A 15,890-nucleotide genomic window follows, 5' to 3' on the forward strand; every position below is an offset into this window, starting at 1 on the left:
GACTCGAAGATCATACGGCACGTCTCGTCTAGGGATCTGTGGCTATCCTGAATGGATGGTCAACGAGCATCGGAGCGGACCCGTGCGCAGCACGGCGGCGCGCGAGGCGATCCTCGATGCGACCTCCCGACTGTTCCACGCACAGGGGTACGACCGGCTCACGATCGAGGGGATCGCCAAGGAGGCCGGGGTCGGCAAGCAGACCATCTACCGGTGGTGGCCGTCGCGCGGGGCGCTGATCGCCGACTGCCTGGTGGACGGCCGACTCATCCCCGTGGACTTCGTCGTGCCCGACACGGGTGACCTGCAGGCCGACGTCGAGACCTGGCTGGGTTCGGTGTTCGGGATCCTCGCGACGACGCAGGGGCAGGCGCTGCTCCAGTCGCTCGTCGCGGCCGCTGCCGAGGATGCGGCCGTCGGTGCGCACCTGGGCGGGAGCCTCGGGGTGGAGCAGCATCTGTCCGAGCGGCTGCGGGGCGGGATCCGCGACGGTCAGCTGCCGGAGGATGCGCCGATCGCGCAGATCGGGCGGGCGATCCTGGGCGCGATCATCGTCGAGTCGCTCGGACGTGAATCGCACGGCCCCCAGGGGATCATCGACCTGATCCGGTACCTCTTCACGCGCTGATCTCTCGGACGCCTCCCGAGCGCGACTACTCGAGCCACTCGGTGACGAAGCGGTCGTTCGCGTGGATGTGCGTCGCCTCGTATGTGCCGCCGTCAAGAACCTCGAAGCGGTGCGAGACGAGCGCGGGAACGACGAGGATCTGCCCGCCGACGCCCACCACCCGTTCCTCGCCGACCGTGAACAGCGCGCGGCCGTGGTGGATCACGAAGGTCTCGGCGTACGGATGCCGGTGCAGACGCGGGCCTCGTCCCGGGGAGGTGATGAACTCGCGCATGATGCTCACGGGCGAGCCGAGCAGATACCCCTCGATGTCCTCGTTGCGGGCGACGTCTCTCGGCTGGATGGTCATGGTGCCTCCGTTCCCGCCCGAGGGTACGCCTGCGGGCGGGCGCGGTCGAGGGGCGGGCGCGGTCGTCGCGCCCGCGCGGCCGACGGCCTCAGCCGAGGAGCAGCGTGATCACGGTCGCGCCGCCACCACCGAGGATGAGCGCGATGATGACGGTCCAGGCGACGATGCGGATGCGCCGGTTGCGCCGCTCTCCGAGGTCGCCGTAGTCCTCTTCGTTCGGGTTCTGGCGGCTGAGGTCGCTCATGCGGTCACCGGCTCCGTGACGGTCGGGCCGAAGTACGAGGGCAGCGTCGCCTGCGAGCGCTCGCGCAGCTCGGCGGCCGAGACGGTGAAGACGCTCTGCACCTCGAGCTGGGGCTCGGTGTCGGTCACGCCGATGCGGGCCACGGGGTAGTTGCGTCCCTCGCAGAGACCGCGGAACTTCACGTCGTCCTCGCGGGGAACCGTGACGAGCACGCGACCGGTCGACTCGGAGAAGAGGGCGGACGCGGCATCCACGCCATCCCGCTCGATGATCTCGTTCAGCCAGACACGAGCGCCGACGCCGAAGCGCATGACGCCCTCGGCGAGAGCCTGCGCGAGGCCACCCTCGGAGAGGTCGTGGGCCGAGGAGATGAGCCACTCGTCGCGGGCGGCAGCGAGGAGACCCGCGAGGCGCTTCTCGCCGGCGAGGTCGACCTTCGGGGGCAGTCCGCCGAGGTGGTCGTGCACGACGTCGGCCCAGGCCGAGCCCGAGAGCTCGGTCGAGGTGGTGCCGAGCAGGTAGATGTTCTGGCCCTCGTCCTGCCATCCGGACGGGATGCGGCGGGACACGTCGTCGATGATGCCGAGCACGCCGACCAGCGGGGTCGGGTGGATCGGCACGTCGCCGGTCTGGTTGTAGAACGAGACGTTGCCGCCGGTGACCGGGGTGCCGAGCTCGTAGCAGCCGTCGGCGAGGCCGTCGACCGTCTGGCCGAACTGCCACATGACCTCGGGGTTCTCCGGCGAGCCGAAGTTCAGGCAGTCGGTGATGGCGGTGGGCACGGCGCCGGTGACGGCGACGTTGCGGTAGGCCTCGGCGAGGGCGAGCTGCGCACCCGCGTAGGGGTCGAGCTGGCAGTAGCGGCCGTTCGCGTCGGTCGAGACCGCGAAGCCGAGGCCCGACTCCTCGTCGACGCGGATCATGCCGGCGTCGTCGGGGAAGCTCAGGGCCGTGTTGCCGAGCACGTAGTAGTCGTACTGGTTGGTGATCCAGCTCGTGTCGGCCAGGTTCGGGGAGGCGACGAGGTTCAGGAACTGCTCGCGCAGCACCTCGGGGTCCTCGCTGCGGGGGAGGTTCTCCGCAGCATCGGCCTGGAGGGCGTCGATCCACGTCGGGTAGGCGACCGGCCGGTCGTAGACGGGGCCGTCGACCGCGACGGTCGAGGGGTCGACGTCGACGATGCGCTCGCCCTGCCAGTCGATGATGAGGCGGCCGTCGCCGGTGACCTCGCCGAGCACGGAGGTCTCGACCTCCCACTTGTTCACGACCTCGAGGAACGCGTCGAGCTTCTCGGGGGCGACGATCGCCATCATGCGCTCCTGCGACTCCGACATGAGGATCTCCTCGGCCGTGAGCGTGGGATCGCGCAGCAGCACGTTGTCGAGCGAGACCTTCATGCCGCTGTTGCCGTTGGCCGCGAGCTCGCTGGTCGCGCAGGAGATGCCGGCGGCGCCCAGGTCCTGGATCGCCTCGACGAGTTCGCCGCGGTACAGCTCGAGGCAGCACTCGATGAGCACCTTCTCGGCGAAGGGGTCGCCCACCTGCACCGCGGGGCGCTTGGTCGGACCGCCGTCGGCGAACGTGTCGGAGGCCAGGATGCTGGCGCCGCCGATGCCGTCGCCACCCGTGCGGGCGCCGAACAGGACGACCTTGTTGCCGACGCCGGTGGCGTTGGCGAGCTTGAGGTCTTCGTGGCGCAGCACGCCCACGGCGAGGGCGTTGACGAGGGGGTTGGCCTGGTAGACGGAGTCGAAGACCGTCTCGCCGCCGATGTTCGGCAGGCCCAGGCAGTTGCCGTAGAAGCTGATGCCGCTCGTCACGCCGTGCACGACGCGGGCGGTGTCGGGGTGGTCGACCGCACCGAAGCGCAGGGCGTCCATGACCGCGACCGGGCGGGCGCCCATCGAGATGATGTCGCGGACGATGCCGCCGACGCCGGTGGCCGCGCCCTGGAAGGGCTCGATGAACGACGGGTGGTTGTGCGACTCGGCCTTGAACGTGACGGCCCAGCCTTCGCCGACGTCGACGACGCCCGCGTTCTGGCCCATGCCCACCATGAGTCGTTCCTTCATCTCGTCGGAGACCTTCTGGCCGAAGCGGCGCAGGTAGTTCTTCGACGACTTGTAGGAGCAGTGCTCCGACCACATCACGGAGTACATGGCCAGCTCGCCCGAGGTGGGGCGGCGTCCGAGGATCTCCTTGATGCGCGCGTACTCGTCGTCCTTGAGGCCGAGGGCGCCGTAGGGCTGCTCCTTCTCGGGCGTCGCGATCGCGTTCTCGACGGAGTCGGGGACGTGCTGGGGGGAAGGTGCAGGGGCGGTGGTCACGCGCACTCCAAAGGAAGGGGCCGGCGGGGCAGGTTCAGTCTACCGGCGCGGGTGGGGCGGCTCTCCCGCGCCGCCTTCCGCCAGCACACGCGGCCCTCCCCTCACGAGAGATCGGCCAGTACCAGGCCGTGTGCGCGTGCCGCCGCCGCGAGTTCGTCGTCGTAGGTGAGAACGGACGTGACCACATCACTCAGTTCGAGCGCCGTCGCCAGGTGCAGGGCGTCGAGGGTGCGCAGGCCGCTGCGGGTACGGATGGCCCGGGCGATCGTGTCGTCGTCGAGGGAGACGAGTGCGACGTGCTCGAGCAGGTCATCGGCACTCTCGTGATCGAGGGAACGGCGATCCGCCACCGCGTGCAGCTCGACGGCGAGGAGGCGGGAGGCGACGAACTCCGTTCCGGCGCTGAAGGCATCGAGGATCGCCGTGGACTCCGCTTCTCGGACGAGCGCCTTCACCGCTGCCGAGGCGTCGAGGTAGATCACAGGTGGTCCGCGCGGAGGTCGCGGAGGATCTCGGCGGTCGACATCGTGTCGGGAACCGGGGCGTGGGCGAGAGGTCCGCTCTTCGTGGGGAGCGTCACGCGGCCGCTGGCGATCATGCGTGTCCATGCCGTCTCGGCCGGCGGCGTCAGCTCCGCGATCGGACGGCCGCGATCGGTCACCGTCAGATGCTCGCCTGCGGTGACACGCGCCAGTACCCGCGCTGTCTGCTGATTGAGTTCCGTCTTCGTCACTGTCCCCATCCTTCGATTCTACGGCGGCACTACTAGAAGTACTAGATCGATGAATTGCCGACCCTGGCCCGCAGTTGGTCGAAGTGGTCCTGGTCCACTTCGGATCGTTCGCCCGAGGCGATCCCGTCCGTCACCAGCCTTCGCAGCTTCTCGTCGGAGGATTCATCTTCGGGCAAGTCCGTGGTCATCGGGCCATTCAAGCGAACGGAGAGGGGCGTGACCACCGGATCGAGAGCGTCGTTCCGGGATTGAGGGAGAGGTCCTGAAAACCCGCGGATCAGGAGGAGGAGTCGGCCGCCGCGGTGAATCGCCCGGCCAGCACCCCCGCCGCCTTTCGCAGCGCCGGCGGACCCAGCACGGTGAACGCTGCGTCGAACCGTGCGACCGAGGCGAGCACGCCGACCCATGACCATGAGCCGACCGTCACGCGGCACGACCCGTCGGGGAGTTCCTCGAGCTCGTCCTCGCCGACCCAGGGCGCGACCTCGCGGGCCGGGAGCGCGATCACGACCTCGCCGACGCAGGGCCAGCGGTCCTCCGTCGTCGAGCCCTTGGCGCGTGCGGCGAGGTAGGTCTGTGCATCCGCGGCGGGGAGCGGGCGTGGGGTGAAGGACGGTCCGGTCGGGATGCGCGGGTGCATCCGGTCGAGGCGGAACGTCCGCCAGTCCTCCGCCTCGCGGTCCCATGCCAACAGGTACCAGCGCCCCTCGCGGGCCACGATCGCGTGCGGCTCCGTGCGGCGGGCGGGGCGATCGTGGTCGGAGCCGTAGTCGAAGCGCAGCACCTGTCGGTCGCGGACGGCCGCGCTCGCCGCCTCGAGCACCGCAGGGTCGACCCTGGTCGTGCTCTCGGCGCCGGTGAAGCGGATGCCGTCGACGCGATGGCGCAGCCGGGAGGGCATCACCTGGCGGACGGTGGCGAGCGCTCGTGCCGCGCCCTCCTCGATGTCGACCCCGCTCGACCGCACGGTCTGCAGCGCGACGGCGATCGCGACGGCCTGGTCATCGTCGAACAGGAGCGGCGGCAGCTCCGATCCGGCGGCGAGCCGGTATCCGCCGTCGGGGCCCTTGATCGCACCGATCCGGTAGCCGAGCTCGCGCAGGCGATCGACGTCGCGGCGCACCGTGCGAGGGCTGACCTCCAGGCGTTCGGCGAGCACGTGGCCCGGCCAGTCGCGCGGCGTCTGCAGCAGCGAGAGCAGAGCCAGCATCCGCGACGAGCTTCCGGTCATGCACTTCAGTCTGCCCGAAGTAGAGGACAGAAACCGACCTCTACTCCTGTGATCGTTGTCGCCAGGCGGTTCGAACGGCGGACCGCAGAAGAAGGAGAAAGCTCATGAGCATCACCACCACGACGCACCTGAACTTCCGCGGCACGGCGCGGCAGGCGCTCGAGTTCTACCGGTCCGTGTTCGGCGGCGAGGTCACGCTCGCGACCTACGGGCAGTTCGGTCTGCCCGAGGGAGTGCCCGGCTTCGACAAGGTCGTGTTCGGGCAGCTCGAGTCCGCCGACGGCATCCGGCTGATGGCCTACGACGTTCCCGGTCATGATGACCAGGACCCGGCGGCCGTCGCGGGGACGACCCACCGCGAGAACGGTGCGACGATCACCGACCGCACGTTCTTCCAGTCGCTGCGGGCCGAGTCGCTCGACGAGCTGCAGCGCTACTGGGACGGCCTGGCGGAGGGGGCGGCCGTCGTCGAGCCGCTCGCCGCGTCGGCGTGGTCGGCGGGCTTCGGCATGCTCACCGACCGCTTCGGTGTGACCTGGGTGCTCGACGTGCAGGCAGGTTGAGCGGGCGCGACGCGGTTCAGTCCGCGAACTCCACCACGACGCCCGCGGCGAAGCGGTAGGGCGAGGCGGCGATCAGGGTGCCCAGCGTCCGGCGCAGGCGGCTGATCTCGGCGCGCACCGTCACGTCGCGCTCGGGTGTTCCGTAGAGCTGTGCGCTGAGCTCGGCCGCGCTGAAGCCGTGGTCGGCGTGGGCGAGCAGCACGAGGATGTCGGCCTGGCGGGGAGTGACGGCGATGGCACGGCGGCGGGTTCCGGTCAACACCGTGATCTCGCCGCCGGTGTCGCCCCGGCGGATCTCGACGAGGGCCGTGGCGTCGTGCTCATCGGATCCGCCGTCGCGACCGCGCAGCAGCCATCCGTGTTCGAGGGGGATCACGTCCACCTCGCCGAGCGGGGCGATCCACTCGTCTCCGGCCGTGATCGTGCCGGGGATGCTGATGCGCCGCCGGGCGTCGACGCCGGAGGAATCGGCCACCCAGCCGCTGTCGTCGATCACGGCCCACGGTGTCGCGAGCCCTCGGGTCTCGGCGACGGAGCGGGCACGCAGCAGGTCGAGGTCGCGGCGATGCGCGGCGGCGAGTTCGAGGCTCGCGGTGCGGGCGATGGAGGAGGCGAGGGCGAGGAGTGCGGGGTGCGCCTGGTCGAGGGGCAGCGAGAGGTCGACGACGCCCTGGATCACGCCGGTCCACGGGTCGCGGATGGGGGCGGCGGCGCAGCTCCATCCGTGCTGGCCGATGAGGAAGTGCTCCGCTCCGTGGACGGCGACGGGGCGCTTCGTGACCAGCGCCGTGCCGATCGCGTTGGTGCCGACGTTCTGCTCCGCCCAGAAGTGTCCCGGGAGGAAGCCGATCTCCTCGGCGCGGTCGCGGCTGCGTCGGTGTCCGGCGGTGTCGATGAGGGTGCCGTCGGCATCCGCCAGCACCAGCAGGGTGTCGTTGTCGTCCACCAGGGGCTGCGCGTGGGTGAGCAGCTGGGGGAAGAGTCGCCGGAGACGATCGGCGTGCGGGGCGGAGGCGTCGCCGCGCAGCGAGGCGGCGGCCGTGTTGCGGTCGGGGCGCAGGCCGCGCTGCCGCAGTCGTCGCCAGGACTCGGCGATGGTCTCGCGCGGGCGGGCCGGTGCGGCCGTGCCGGTGGCCATGGCTTCGTGGATGCGGGACAGGAGGCGGTTGTACGCGGCGCCGTCAGCGCCGGTGATGACCGCGGAATCGGCCGAACCGAGCATGTCGCCTCCTGGGGGAGCCCTCCTCTCCAGTCAACCATCCCGCGTGGTCGTGGGGGTCGATCCGTTCCCGCCGTCCCGGGCGCCCGCCGCCGGAGGGATGACGTTGCCGGGGGTTGCAGGGGCGGGAGTCCGGCGGAATCACGCGGGTCGGGCGGAGCATCGGTCTTCGCGCCGGGGCATCCGACGTCGGCTGACGTAGCTTCGCGGTGATGCCGGGGTGAACCGACTTCGGCGCACCACTGTCACAAGGAGATAGCAATGTCGGACAACAAGGTCGCGCTCGTCACCGGTGCCGGGCAGGGGATCGGCCGCGGGATCGCTCTGCAGCTGGCGACGGACGGCTACGACATCGCCGTCGTCGACCTCGGATTCCAGCAGGAGAAGGGGGAGGCGGTCGTCGCCGAGATCGAGGCGCTGGGTCGACGCGCGTTCTTCGCCGCGGCCGATGTGAGCGAGAAGGCCGACATCGATGCCGCGGTCGCGCGCACGGTCGAGACCCTCGGCGGCTTCGACGTGATCGTCAACAACGCCGGCATCGCGCAGGTCAAGCCGATCCTCGAGATCACGGGCGAGGAGCTCGACAAGATCTTCCGCATCAACGTGAACTCCGTCGTCTACGGCATCCAGGCGGCGGCGACGTCGTTCATCGAGCGCGGTGTGAAGGGCCGGATCATCTCCGCGGCCTCGATCGCGTCGATCAAGGGCTTCCCGATCCTCGGCGCGTACTCGGCGTCGAAGTTCGCCGTGCGCGGCCTCACGCAGGTCGCGGCGCAGGAGCTCGCCGTGCACGGGATCACGGTCAACGCCTATGGTCCGGGCATCGTCGGCACGGGGATGTGGGACCTGATCGACGAGCGTCTGCACGAGATCAACGGCAAGCCGCTCGGGCAGAACCTGAAGGAGAACGTCGACGCGATCGCGCTCGGGCGTATCGAGACGCCGGAGGACGTCGCCGGTGTCGTGTCGTTCTTCGCGAGCCCGAAGTCGGGCTACGTGACCGGTCAGGTGCTGCTGGTCGACGGCGGCATCCTCTACAACTGAGCTGGGGGCGCAGGGCGAAGGCGCGGGCCGGAGGGCGGCCCGCGCCTCGTCGTATCCGGGCGCTGCGGCGTTACGCACCGACACGCGATGTGCGGGGCGTCGAGGGCGTCCGTAGATTGGTGGGGTCCCCGCTGAGAAGGAGTCCTGCCGTGACCGAGATCCAGACCTCGAGCTGTCGTTCCTGTATCGACGCCGTCGGCTGAGCCGGCGGGGACCACGACCATGACTGCGGACCGTTCTCTTCCGTCGCATCCGTTCGATGCGCGCACCCGCCTGTACCTCGATCGGCCGCAGAGTCGGAAGTGGAGCCTGCACCCCGGGCGCATCGGGGCGTGGGTGGCGGAGATGGACTTCGGGGTCGCGCCCGAGATCGCCGAGGCGCTGCATCGGGCCATCGATGACGAGAACCTCGGCTACCTCTCTCCGCCGCAGGCCGCGGAGCTGGGCGTGGCCACGGCGGGGTGGATGCAGGACGAGTACGGGTGGGCGGTCGACCCGGAGCGGGTGCATCCGGTCTCCGATGTCATGGCTGCGCTCGGGGTCGCGGTGCAGGAGTATGCGCCGGCCGGGTCGCCCGTGATCGTGCCGACTCCGGCATACATGCCGTTCCTGACATACTTGCCCGCGATCGGGCATCCGGTGATCGAGGTGCCGGGTGTCGAGGTCGACGGGCGCTGGCAGCACGACCTGCAGCGCATCGACGAGGCGTTCGCCGCCGGGGCGCGCACGCTTGTGCTCTGCAATCCGCACAACCCGACCGGCACGATCGTCGGCCGAGAGGAGCTCGAGGCGATCGCGGAGATCGTGGAGCGTCACGGCGGGCGGGTGTTCGCGGACGAGATCCATGCGCCGCTGCGGTACGGCGGTGCGCCGTTCGTCCCCTATGCGTCGGTGTCCCCGGCGACGGCCGCGCACACGGTCACGGGCACGAGCGCATCGAAGGCGTGGAACATCCCGGGCCTGAAGACCGCGCAGCTGATCACCTCGAACGACGCCGACCAGGAGCTGTACAAGCGGTTCGGGTTCGCGGTGCAGCACGGTGCGGCGACGCTCGGGGTGGTCGCCTCGACGGCGGCGTACCGCGAGGGGAAGCCGTGGCTGTCGGACGTGATCGAGTACCTCGACGGGTCGCGGCGGCTGCTCGCATCGCTGGTGGAGGAGCATCTGCCCGGCGCCGTGTATCGGGTGCCGGAGGCGACGTACATCGGATGGATCGACACCCGCGCCCTGGGGATTCCCGGCCCGCCCGCCGAGTTCTTCCGGGAGCAGGCCGGGGTCGTGCTCACCGAGGGGCGGCTGCTGGGGCGGGGCGCGGAGGACTTCGTCCGGGTCGTGTTCGCCACGCCGCGACCGATCCTCGAGGAGGCGTTCGCGACGATGGGTGATGCGGTGCGCCGGGCCGGTCTCGTGCGCTGAGCTCCCGTGGTCGGACGCCCGTCGCGCGGGTGTCAAGGGGCTCTGCGGTGTCGGTCGTGTCGCGTAGACAGGAGTCAGACAGAAGGGATCCCGCATGGCCGCAGGAGATATCGAGACGTTCCAACGCAACGGCATCTGGTTCAACCGCATCGAGGGTGAATCGCGCACGTTGGGCAGCAGCTTCGAGAGCGAAGAGGATGCGGTGAAGGTCGGTCGCAGTGCGGCGGTCGCCCGTCAGGTCGGGCACACCATGCGGTCCGACGAGGGTCCGTCGAAGGACTCCCTCGCGTACGACCTGCACCCGCGTGAACTGATCGGCTGATGGCGCCGCCCTCCGATCCGCCTCGCGTCGTCGACCCCGAACGACGGATGCTGTTGCAGGCATGCGTCAACGGCGCTCGTGATCCGGCGGAGCATCCGTGGCTGAGTGTGGACGCGTCGGTGGTCGCCGACGATGCCGCGCGGGCGGTGGCGGCCGGGGCGCACGAGGTGCATGTGCACCCGAAGGATGCGGCCGGACGGGACAGCCTCGCGCCCGCCGATGTCGCGCGGTGGGTGTGGGCCGTGCGTGCGGCGCACCCCGGTGTTCCGGTCGGGGTGACGACCGGGGCGTGGGCCGAGCCCGAGGTGGAGCGTCGTCTCGCGGCTATCGAGGGGTGGACAGAATTGCCCGATCACGCGTCCGTCAACTGGCACGAAGCCGGCGCCGACGAGGTGGCCGCCCTGCTTCTGAGACGCGGCGTCGGGGTGGAGGCCGGGCTGTGGGATGCGGCGGGCTTCGAGGTGTGGAAACGCTCGCCCGTGAGAGGTGAGTGCCTGCGGGTGCTGATCGAGCTGCCGGACGAGCCGGCCGAGACGGTGCGCGACCATGCTGAGGCGATGATCGCGCACGTCGAGCTCGAGGAGCCCAGCATCCCGATCCTGCTGCATGGCGAGGAGGGTTCGACGTGGCCTGTCTTCGACCTTGCCGTGGAGCTCGGGTTGGACTCGCGCATCGGGCTGGAGGACACGCTGCTGCTGCCGGACGGCTCGACCGCGCCGGGCAACGCGGCGCTGGTGCGCGCGGCGGTGGGGCGGATGCCGGGCCGAGTCGCGTCGTGATCTGGGGCGACGGACCAAGAGCAACCGCTCCCGTTGATGCGGAACGCGGAGCTGCGTGCGAGAGTGGTCGGAGACGGGCGCTGCCGCGGCCGGTTCGACCGGAGGCCACATGACACGCTCATCCCTGCAGATGGCCCCGGACTCGTACACGAACTCGTTCCGCACGCGGGCGCGGATCCTGTTCTCGCCCGTGCGCCTGTCGCTCGCCGTGGCGGCGATCATGTTCGCGGTGGTCGCGAATGTGATCTACATCCGTGACGGTGGCGAGCCGGAGATGCTCGGTCTGGCGTCGATCATCCCGCTCTTCGCCCTGCTGGCGTGGCAGCTGGTGACCGATGCGAAGATGCGGCGTCTCGACCGCGAGAGCCCCGCCGGAGGATGATCTTCGGCCGCGACGCGGTTCAGACGGTCACGAGCCCTCGGTCCAGCCGGACCAGTCAGCGGCATCGACGACGCAGAACCGGTTGCCTTCCGGATCCTCCATGATCACGTAGTCGGCATCGGCGGGCTTGCGGTCCCAGTGCACTTCGCGCGCGCCCAGAGTGGTGAGCCGGCGGACCTCGGCGGCCTGGTCGTCGGCGTAGATGTCCAGGTGGATGCGCGGTGGCAATGCCCGCTCGGAGGCGTGGGCGTCGAGGGAGATGCCGGGTGTCTCGCCGTCACGGGGCTTCAGCATGACCCAGTCGTCGTCCGGTGGATACCGTTCGACGTAGTCCAGCGCCGCTTTCCAGAACGCGGTCTGTGCGGAGAGATCCGTCACGCGGATCACGATCGAGCCGATCTTCAGCATGGGGTCGAGTGTAGGTCGGGGCGAGTTCGAAACTCATCCCCCTTGCGTCCGGGTCGATAGGGTGCAGGCTCGTCGGCATCTCGCAACGATCACCTGTTGCCGCCGCGGCGCCGACATGGGATCCTGGCCGCATCGATCGTCGAGCTGATATGAGGGAGAGAGTATGACAGTCGCGGAGCAGAGAGGCGGGGTCATACGCACCCGGTCGCGCCTCGTCAGCCGTCTCGTGATTCCTGCGTCCGCCGTCGTTCTCGCACTTCTCGCGGGCATCGCGACAGCGGCGGTACTGCCGGATCTCGCCATCCGCTCCCTGAGCTTTGCGACGATGATCGCAGCAGCTCTTTCCGGTGTGGGCGCCGTGCGCCGCGGAACGGCGTGGGTGAGGGCCGTCAGTGCGATCGTCGCCGTCCTGGCCCTCATGCTCGGATCCACCTTCTTCGGCTTGACCTACTCGTAGACATCGATCGGACGCGAGACGGGTTCGTCCGTCAAAGTCGACGCATACGCGAAACGCCCCGCCGTTCGGGTCGGCGGGGCGTTGGTCTCGCGGGTGCGGGTTACTGCACCGACCATCCGCCGTCCGAGGCGAGGATGGCGCCGTTGATGTTCACGGCGTCGTCCGACAGCAGGAACGTGATCGAGGCGGCCAGGTGCTCGGCCGTTGCCACCGTCGGGATGGACTGCTGGAACGGGGCGAGGCGGCCGGAGCCGTACTCCGACATGTTCGGGGGCATCGGGATGCCGGTGGCGACGCCGCCCGGGGCGACGGAGTTCACACGGATGCCCTTCGGCCCGTACATGAAGGCGGCGGACCTGGTGACGCCGATGATGCCGTGCTTGCTGGCCGTGTAGGCGTTGCCCGAGGCGTTGCCGCGCAGGCCGGCCTCGCTCGAGACGTTGAGGATCGCACCGCGACCCGCGGCTTCCATGACGGGGATGACCGCGCGCATGAGCTTGAACGGAGCGGTGAGGTTGATCGCGATGACGCGGTCCCAGACGGCATCCGGAGTCTCGCCCGCGGGGGAGAAGTCGTCGTTGATTCCGGCGACGTTCGCGAGGCCGTCGATGCGGTCGCCCGTGGCGGCGAGCACGGCGTCGATCGCGTCCTGCTTGGTGAGGTCGCCCGCGACCGTGACGATGTCGGCATCCGGGAGCTCGGACTTCAGGGCGTCGAGCTTCTCGGCGGCGATGTCGCTGGCGATCACACGTCCGCCTTCACGGGCGATGCGTGAGGCGGTGGCCTTGCCGATGCCGGAGGCGGCGCCCGTGACGATCACGGTCTTGCCGGCGAAGCGACCGGAGGTGACCTTCTCGGTCCAGCCCTCGGAGGCGTCGTCTTCGGGGATCTCGCCGCCGTTGGCCGCGCGCACGAGGTCGTCGACGACCGACTGGGGGAGCTGGCCCTGACTCATGGCGACGAGCTGCTGCAGGGGGAGGCCGAGCACGGGGGTGAGGAGCTCGGGGTCGGCACCCGTCTGCTCGAAGAGTCCGCGGATGAGAGGCCCGCCGGTCGGGTCGTTCATCCAGTCGCCGATGGTGGAGTGTGCGGTGAGGGCCATGCTCTTTCTCCTTGTTCGGGTTTCGCAACGGCGCTGTTTCGCAACGGTGCGTCTACTTATATTCCAGTGTACGCCTGAGTACGCTCGAAAGGTGCCCCGTCCCCGCAGTGAAAAAGCCCGTCAGTCCGTGCTGGAGGCGATGCGTCGCGCGCTCGCCGCAGACGGGTACGAGGCCGTGACGATCGAGGGCCTCGCGGAGTCTGCGGAGGTGTCGAAGCAGACGATCTACCGGTGGTGGCCGTCGAAGGCCGCGATTCTCGGTGAGGCGCTGCTCGAGGGGGCGCTGCCCGGAGCCGAGGTGTCGGTGCCGATGACTGCCGACCTCGGGGCGGATCTGCGGGCGTGGTTCTCAGCGATGTCGGACGGGCTGGCTCGTCCGGAGGGTGTGGCGCTGGCGCGGGCGCTCATCGAGGTGACGGCGGCCGATCCCGAGCTCGGGTTGGTGCTGAACGAGCGGCTCGCGGCGCCGATCCGCGAGTGGGTGGCGGAGCGCGTGTCGCGCGGGCGCGCCGACGGCGACGTGCGGGCGGACGTGGATGCTGCCGCGATCGCGGACCAGTTCATCGCGATGGCGTCGTACTCCGCCCTGATCGGCCTGCCGTTGAGCGCGGAGCGTGTGGAGGAGACCGTGGTGCGTTTGCTCCGGGGGATCGCCGCCCCGGTCGTGGAGTGACGAGGCGAGACGAAACGCTTCGCCCGCCCTAGGTCGTTGAGCGAGCGGAGCGAGACGAAACGACTCGCTGCTGGGTGGGCAGCGAGTCGTCTCAGTGGCGGGCCAGGAGTCGCGGGGTCGTCGGCCGTGACGGGTGGTGGCAACGGCCAGAGCCAACGCGCCGACGATGAGGGCGAGAGCGATCACCCTCCCGGGTTCGACTGTCCCTGGTGAGCAGAGCTCGTCTTCGACCGACGCTGCCTCAGAGTTGTAATCACAACGAACCCTGCGAAGAGGATGCCGCCAACGACGAGGGCGACGGTCGTGAGCCAGGCGAGTAATGCGATGACGTCAAGTCCGCTTCCAAACATTGGGCTTCCTTTCTTCCTGAATGCGCGACCGCTAGTAGGTGGTCACGCTGGTGCCGCTGACGCGGATGCCGAAGGAGCCCTTCGTGTGGACCCACCCCGCGCTTGCTGCGTAGGAGAGCTCGGCCCATGCGGGTCCGGCGGCACTCTGGGTTGCTCGCTTGATGCCGCCAGAGCGAGTGCACGGACCCGCGATGTTGTCGCATGTCAGGGATCGCATGTCCCGCACCTTCGCCCTAGCGCTGGTGCTGGTCTGGTAGTCGATCACGAAGGTCGCGCTGCTGATGAGGTCATAGATCCCGACACGACATCCGACCTTCCAGCCTCCAGAGCTTCGACATCCGCTGATCGAAGCGTTGATTGTTGGGCCCGACGGTTTCGCTGAGGTCGTCTGGATCTCCGTCCACGTGCGAGAGCCGTCCTCGAAGATCTGGATCGTTCGGGTGCCGGACGGGGTGCGCTCGGTGACGATGTCGACAGGGCTCACCTCTCCGAGGGAGTCGGGCGCGATGCCCGCCTCGATCTTGTCGATGAGCGCATCTTGGATGTGTAGGGAGATGCCACCCCTGGTCATGTTGACGCGAACTGCTGCCTCTTGGCTGTCTGTCAGCGCGCCCGAATCAGCCGAGGCTGCGGCGGTTCCCGCGAGCGGGATGACGCCTACGGCGAGTGCGGCGAGAAGTATCGAGAGTCGGAAGTGTGCCTTCATGGGTCCCCCTTAGGTTGAACCGATATGGTCCATAAAAGACCACATATGAGGGCTTAAGCAATATATATGAGTGCAGAGACGATTGAAGGCTGTCCCCGGGAGGAGTTGATGTCGTGCGCCTGGAAGCGGGACAGCCCGAAGCGGGCGGCGTCTCGACCACCGGCCCGCCACCGCTTGAGCTGTCGACGCGTTCGGTCGGGTGCGAGGCGGTGACGAGAGGGCCGCCCTGATCGGGCAGCCGTTGAGTGCGGAGCGGGTGGAGGAGGCGGTGGTGCGTTTGCTCCGGGGGATCGCCGCCCCGGTCGTGGAGTGACGAGGCGCAACGCTCGCCGTCAACGGTACGTGAGGTCCTCGCAGGTCACGGCGTCGCGGAAATCTCCTGCCTTGACCTCGTTCTTCACCGACGCCGTGTAGGCGGCCTTGGGGATGATCGCGATCTCGACGGATTCTGCGCTGTTGATCTCTGAGTCGTCGGCGCAGATGGCGACGATGATCCACTCCTTCGGGTCCGACGTCGACAGAGCGAAGGAAGCGCGCTCCCCTACCCGCGTCGAAGAGTCCTGGATGAGGAGCCCCGCGTGATCCGCCGCGCTTCGATTCAAGGAACTGAGGGGCTGGCCCACAGCTTCGTCGGTTCTCAGAGTGGGTGTCGCGGAGCACGCCGCGACAGTCGCAATGAGAGCTGCCACGACTGCGCCGGAGGCCGCGGCCCTCGCTAGAAGCCGCACGAGATCGCTGAGCGATACGGATTGAATGCGGTGAGCGATCCGCTCGTTGCGATGGTGCGCCAGTTGACGGGTCCCCCGATTCGGGGCCGCGACCCCTGCTGCTTCTGCAGCTTGTACGTGTACTTGGTGCCGAGTGAGTTCTCTGATTCCTCCATTAGATACACATATGAGTGCATTATCAATATATTTGACGACACTCCTCGGCGCGGGTCGATGCCCGGTCGATCTG

General features: G+C 69.1%; 21 protein-coding genes. 9 read left to right on the forward strand and 12 right to left on the reverse strand.

What is annotated here, in order from left to right:
- The first annotated feature begins 55 nt into the window (after positions 1-55).
- Positions 56-628 carry a TetR/AcrR family transcriptional regulator gene (locus AC07VM_RS08555; protein WP_267416834.1) on the forward strand — a complete coding sequence of 191 codons (573 nt, stop codon included), beginning with the start codon at positions 56-58 and terminating at the stop codon, positions 626-628.
- 25 nt (positions 629-653) lie between these two features.
- Here AC07VM_RS08555 and AC07VM_RS08560 read toward each other — a convergent pair whose 3' ends face one another.
- From AC07VM_RS08560 to AC07VM_RS08590, 7 genes are all read right to left on the reverse strand, one after another.
- On the reverse strand, positions 654-977 hold the full coding sequence (locus AC07VM_RS08560) for a cupin domain-containing protein (protein WP_494910701.1): 324 nt from the start codon (positions 975-977) through the stop codon (positions 654-656).
- Positions 978-1,065: 88 nt separating this feature from the next.
- Entirely contained in the window at positions 1,066-1,221 is a 156-nt protein-coding gene (locus tag AC07VM_RS08565; protein WP_267416835.1) for a hypothetical protein, read from the reverse strand.
- Complete coding sequence (purL, locus tag AC07VM_RS08570) at positions 1,218-3,548, reverse strand: phosphoribosylformylglycinamidine synthase subunit PurL (protein ID WP_494910702.1); 2,331 nt, start codon at positions 3,546-3,548, stop codon at positions 1,218-1,220. Before purL ends, AC07VM_RS08565 begins: the two co-directional genes overlap by 4 nt.
- A gap of 101 nt (positions 3,549-3,649) precedes the next feature.
- Positions 3,650-4,030 carry a type II toxin-antitoxin system VapC family toxin gene (locus AC07VM_RS08575; protein ID WP_267416837.1) on the reverse strand — a complete coding sequence of 127 codons (381 nt, stop codon included), beginning with the start codon at positions 4,028-4,030 and terminating at the stop codon, positions 3,650-3,652.
- Positions 4,027-4,281 (reverse strand): type II toxin-antitoxin system Phd/YefM family antitoxin, encoded by a 255-nt coding sequence (locus AC07VM_RS08580; RefSeq protein WP_416383329.1) that lies wholly within the window; start codon positions 4,279-4,281, stop codon positions 4,027-4,029. Before AC07VM_RS08580 ends, AC07VM_RS08575 begins: the two co-directional genes overlap by 4 nt.
- Positions 4,282-4,322: 41 nt before the next feature.
- On the reverse strand, positions 4,323-4,469 hold the full coding sequence (locus AC07VM_RS08585; protein ID WP_494910703.1) for a hypothetical protein: 147 nt from the start codon (positions 4,467-4,469) through the stop codon (positions 4,323-4,325).
- A gap of 89 nt (positions 4,470-4,558) precedes the next feature.
- Positions 4,559-5,512, reverse strand: a complete 954-nt coding sequence (locus AC07VM_RS08590) for a helix-turn-helix transcriptional regulator (protein ID WP_494910704.1) — start codon at positions 5,510-5,512, stop codon at positions 4,559-4,561.
- Between the two features lie 104 nt (positions 5,513-5,616).
- Between AC07VM_RS08590 and AC07VM_RS08595 the strand changes: the two genes are divergently transcribed.
- Positions 5,617-6,075, forward strand: coding sequence for a VOC family protein (locus tag AC07VM_RS08595; protein WP_494910705.1), 459 nt, complete (start codon positions 5,617-5,619; stop codon positions 6,073-6,075).
- A gap of 16 nt (positions 6,076-6,091) precedes the next feature.
- Here AC07VM_RS08595 and AC07VM_RS08600 read toward each other — a convergent pair whose 3' ends face one another.
- Positions 6,092-7,297, reverse strand: coding sequence for a GAF domain-containing protein (locus tag AC07VM_RS08600; RefSeq protein ID WP_494910706.1), 1,206 nt, complete (start codon positions 7,295-7,297; stop codon positions 6,092-6,094).
- A 258-nt stretch (positions 7,298-7,555) separates the two neighbouring features.
- Between AC07VM_RS08600 and AC07VM_RS08605 the strand changes: the two genes are divergently transcribed.
- The 5 genes from AC07VM_RS08605 (at position 7,556) to AC07VM_RS08625 (ending at position 11,237) form a co-directional block, all read left to right on the forward strand.
- Positions 7,556-8,338 (forward strand): acetoin reductase, encoded by a 783-nt coding sequence (locus AC07VM_RS08605; RefSeq protein ID WP_267416843.1) that lies wholly within the window; start codon positions 7,556-7,558, stop codon positions 8,336-8,338.
- A 222-nt stretch (positions 8,339-8,560) separates the two neighbouring features.
- Positions 8,561-9,754 carry a MalY/PatB family protein gene (locus AC07VM_RS08610; protein ID WP_494910707.1) on the forward strand — a complete coding sequence of 398 codons (1,194 nt, stop codon included), beginning with the start codon at positions 8,561-8,563 and terminating at the stop codon, positions 9,752-9,754.
- Between the two features lie 94 nt (positions 9,755-9,848).
- Positions 9,849-10,076 carry a hypothetical protein gene (locus AC07VM_RS08615; RefSeq protein WP_494910708.1) on the forward strand — a complete coding sequence of 76 codons (228 nt, stop codon included), beginning with the start codon at positions 9,849-9,851 and terminating at the stop codon, positions 10,074-10,076.
- Positions 10,076-10,855 (forward strand): 3-keto-5-aminohexanoate cleavage protein, encoded by a 780-nt coding sequence (locus tag AC07VM_RS08620; protein WP_494910709.1) that lies wholly within the window; start codon positions 10,076-10,078, stop codon positions 10,853-10,855. The genes AC07VM_RS08615 and AC07VM_RS08620 overlap by 1 nt, the downstream gene beginning before the upstream one ends.
- A 109-nt stretch (positions 10,856-10,964) precedes the next feature.
- Positions 10,965-11,237, forward strand: coding sequence for a hypothetical protein (locus AC07VM_RS08625; protein ID WP_494910710.1), 273 nt, complete (start codon positions 10,965-10,967; stop codon positions 11,235-11,237).
- A gap of 27 nt (positions 11,238-11,264) precedes the next feature.
- On the opposite strand, the gene AC07VM_RS08630 is transcribed toward AC07VM_RS08625, so the two are convergent.
- A complete protein-coding gene (locus AC07VM_RS08630; RefSeq protein ID WP_494910711.1) occupies positions 11,265-11,645 on the reverse strand; it encodes a VOC family protein in 381 nt (126 codons plus the stop codon).
- 163 nt (positions 11,646-11,808) lie between these two features.
- Between AC07VM_RS08630 and AC07VM_RS08635 the strand changes: the two genes are divergently transcribed.
- Positions 11,809-12,102: a hypothetical protein gene (locus tag AC07VM_RS08635; RefSeq protein WP_494910712.1), complete on the forward strand. Its 294-nt coding sequence runs from the start codon at positions 11,809-11,811 to the stop codon at positions 12,100-12,102.
- Positions 12,103-12,202: 100 nt separating this feature from the next.
- On the opposite strand, the gene AC07VM_RS08640 is transcribed toward AC07VM_RS08635, so the two are convergent.
- The gene (locus tag AC07VM_RS08640; RefSeq protein WP_494910713.1) at positions 12,203-13,204 is read right to left on the reverse strand and encodes an SDR family NAD(P)-dependent oxidoreductase; all 1,002 of its coding nucleotides are present in this window, start codon (positions 13,202-13,204) and stop codon (positions 12,203-12,205) included.
- Positions 13,205-13,295: 91 nt separating this feature from the next.
- Between AC07VM_RS08640 and AC07VM_RS08645 the strand changes: the two genes are divergently transcribed.
- Positions 13,296-13,877, forward strand: a complete 582-nt coding sequence (locus AC07VM_RS08645) for a TetR/AcrR family transcriptional regulator (protein WP_494910714.1) — start codon at positions 13,296-13,298, stop codon at positions 13,875-13,877.
- A gap of 381 nt (positions 13,878-14,258) precedes the next feature.
- Here AC07VM_RS08645 and AC07VM_RS08650 read toward each other — a convergent pair whose 3' ends face one another.
- Both AC07VM_RS08650 and AC07VM_RS08655 read right to left on the reverse strand, forming a co-directional pair.
- Positions 14,259-14,933 carry a hypothetical protein gene (locus AC07VM_RS08650; protein WP_494910715.1) on the reverse strand — a complete coding sequence of 225 codons (675 nt, stop codon included), beginning with the start codon at positions 14,931-14,933 and terminating at the stop codon, positions 14,259-14,261.
- A gap of 332 nt (positions 14,934-15,265) precedes the next feature.
- A complete protein-coding gene (locus AC07VM_RS08655) occupies positions 15,266-15,622 on the reverse strand; it encodes a hypothetical protein (protein WP_494910716.1) in 357 nt (118 codons plus the stop codon).
- Positions 15,623-15,890 lie beyond the last annotated feature (268 nt).

The organism is Microbacterium sp. GW821-FHT01D02, assembly GCF_059422585.1.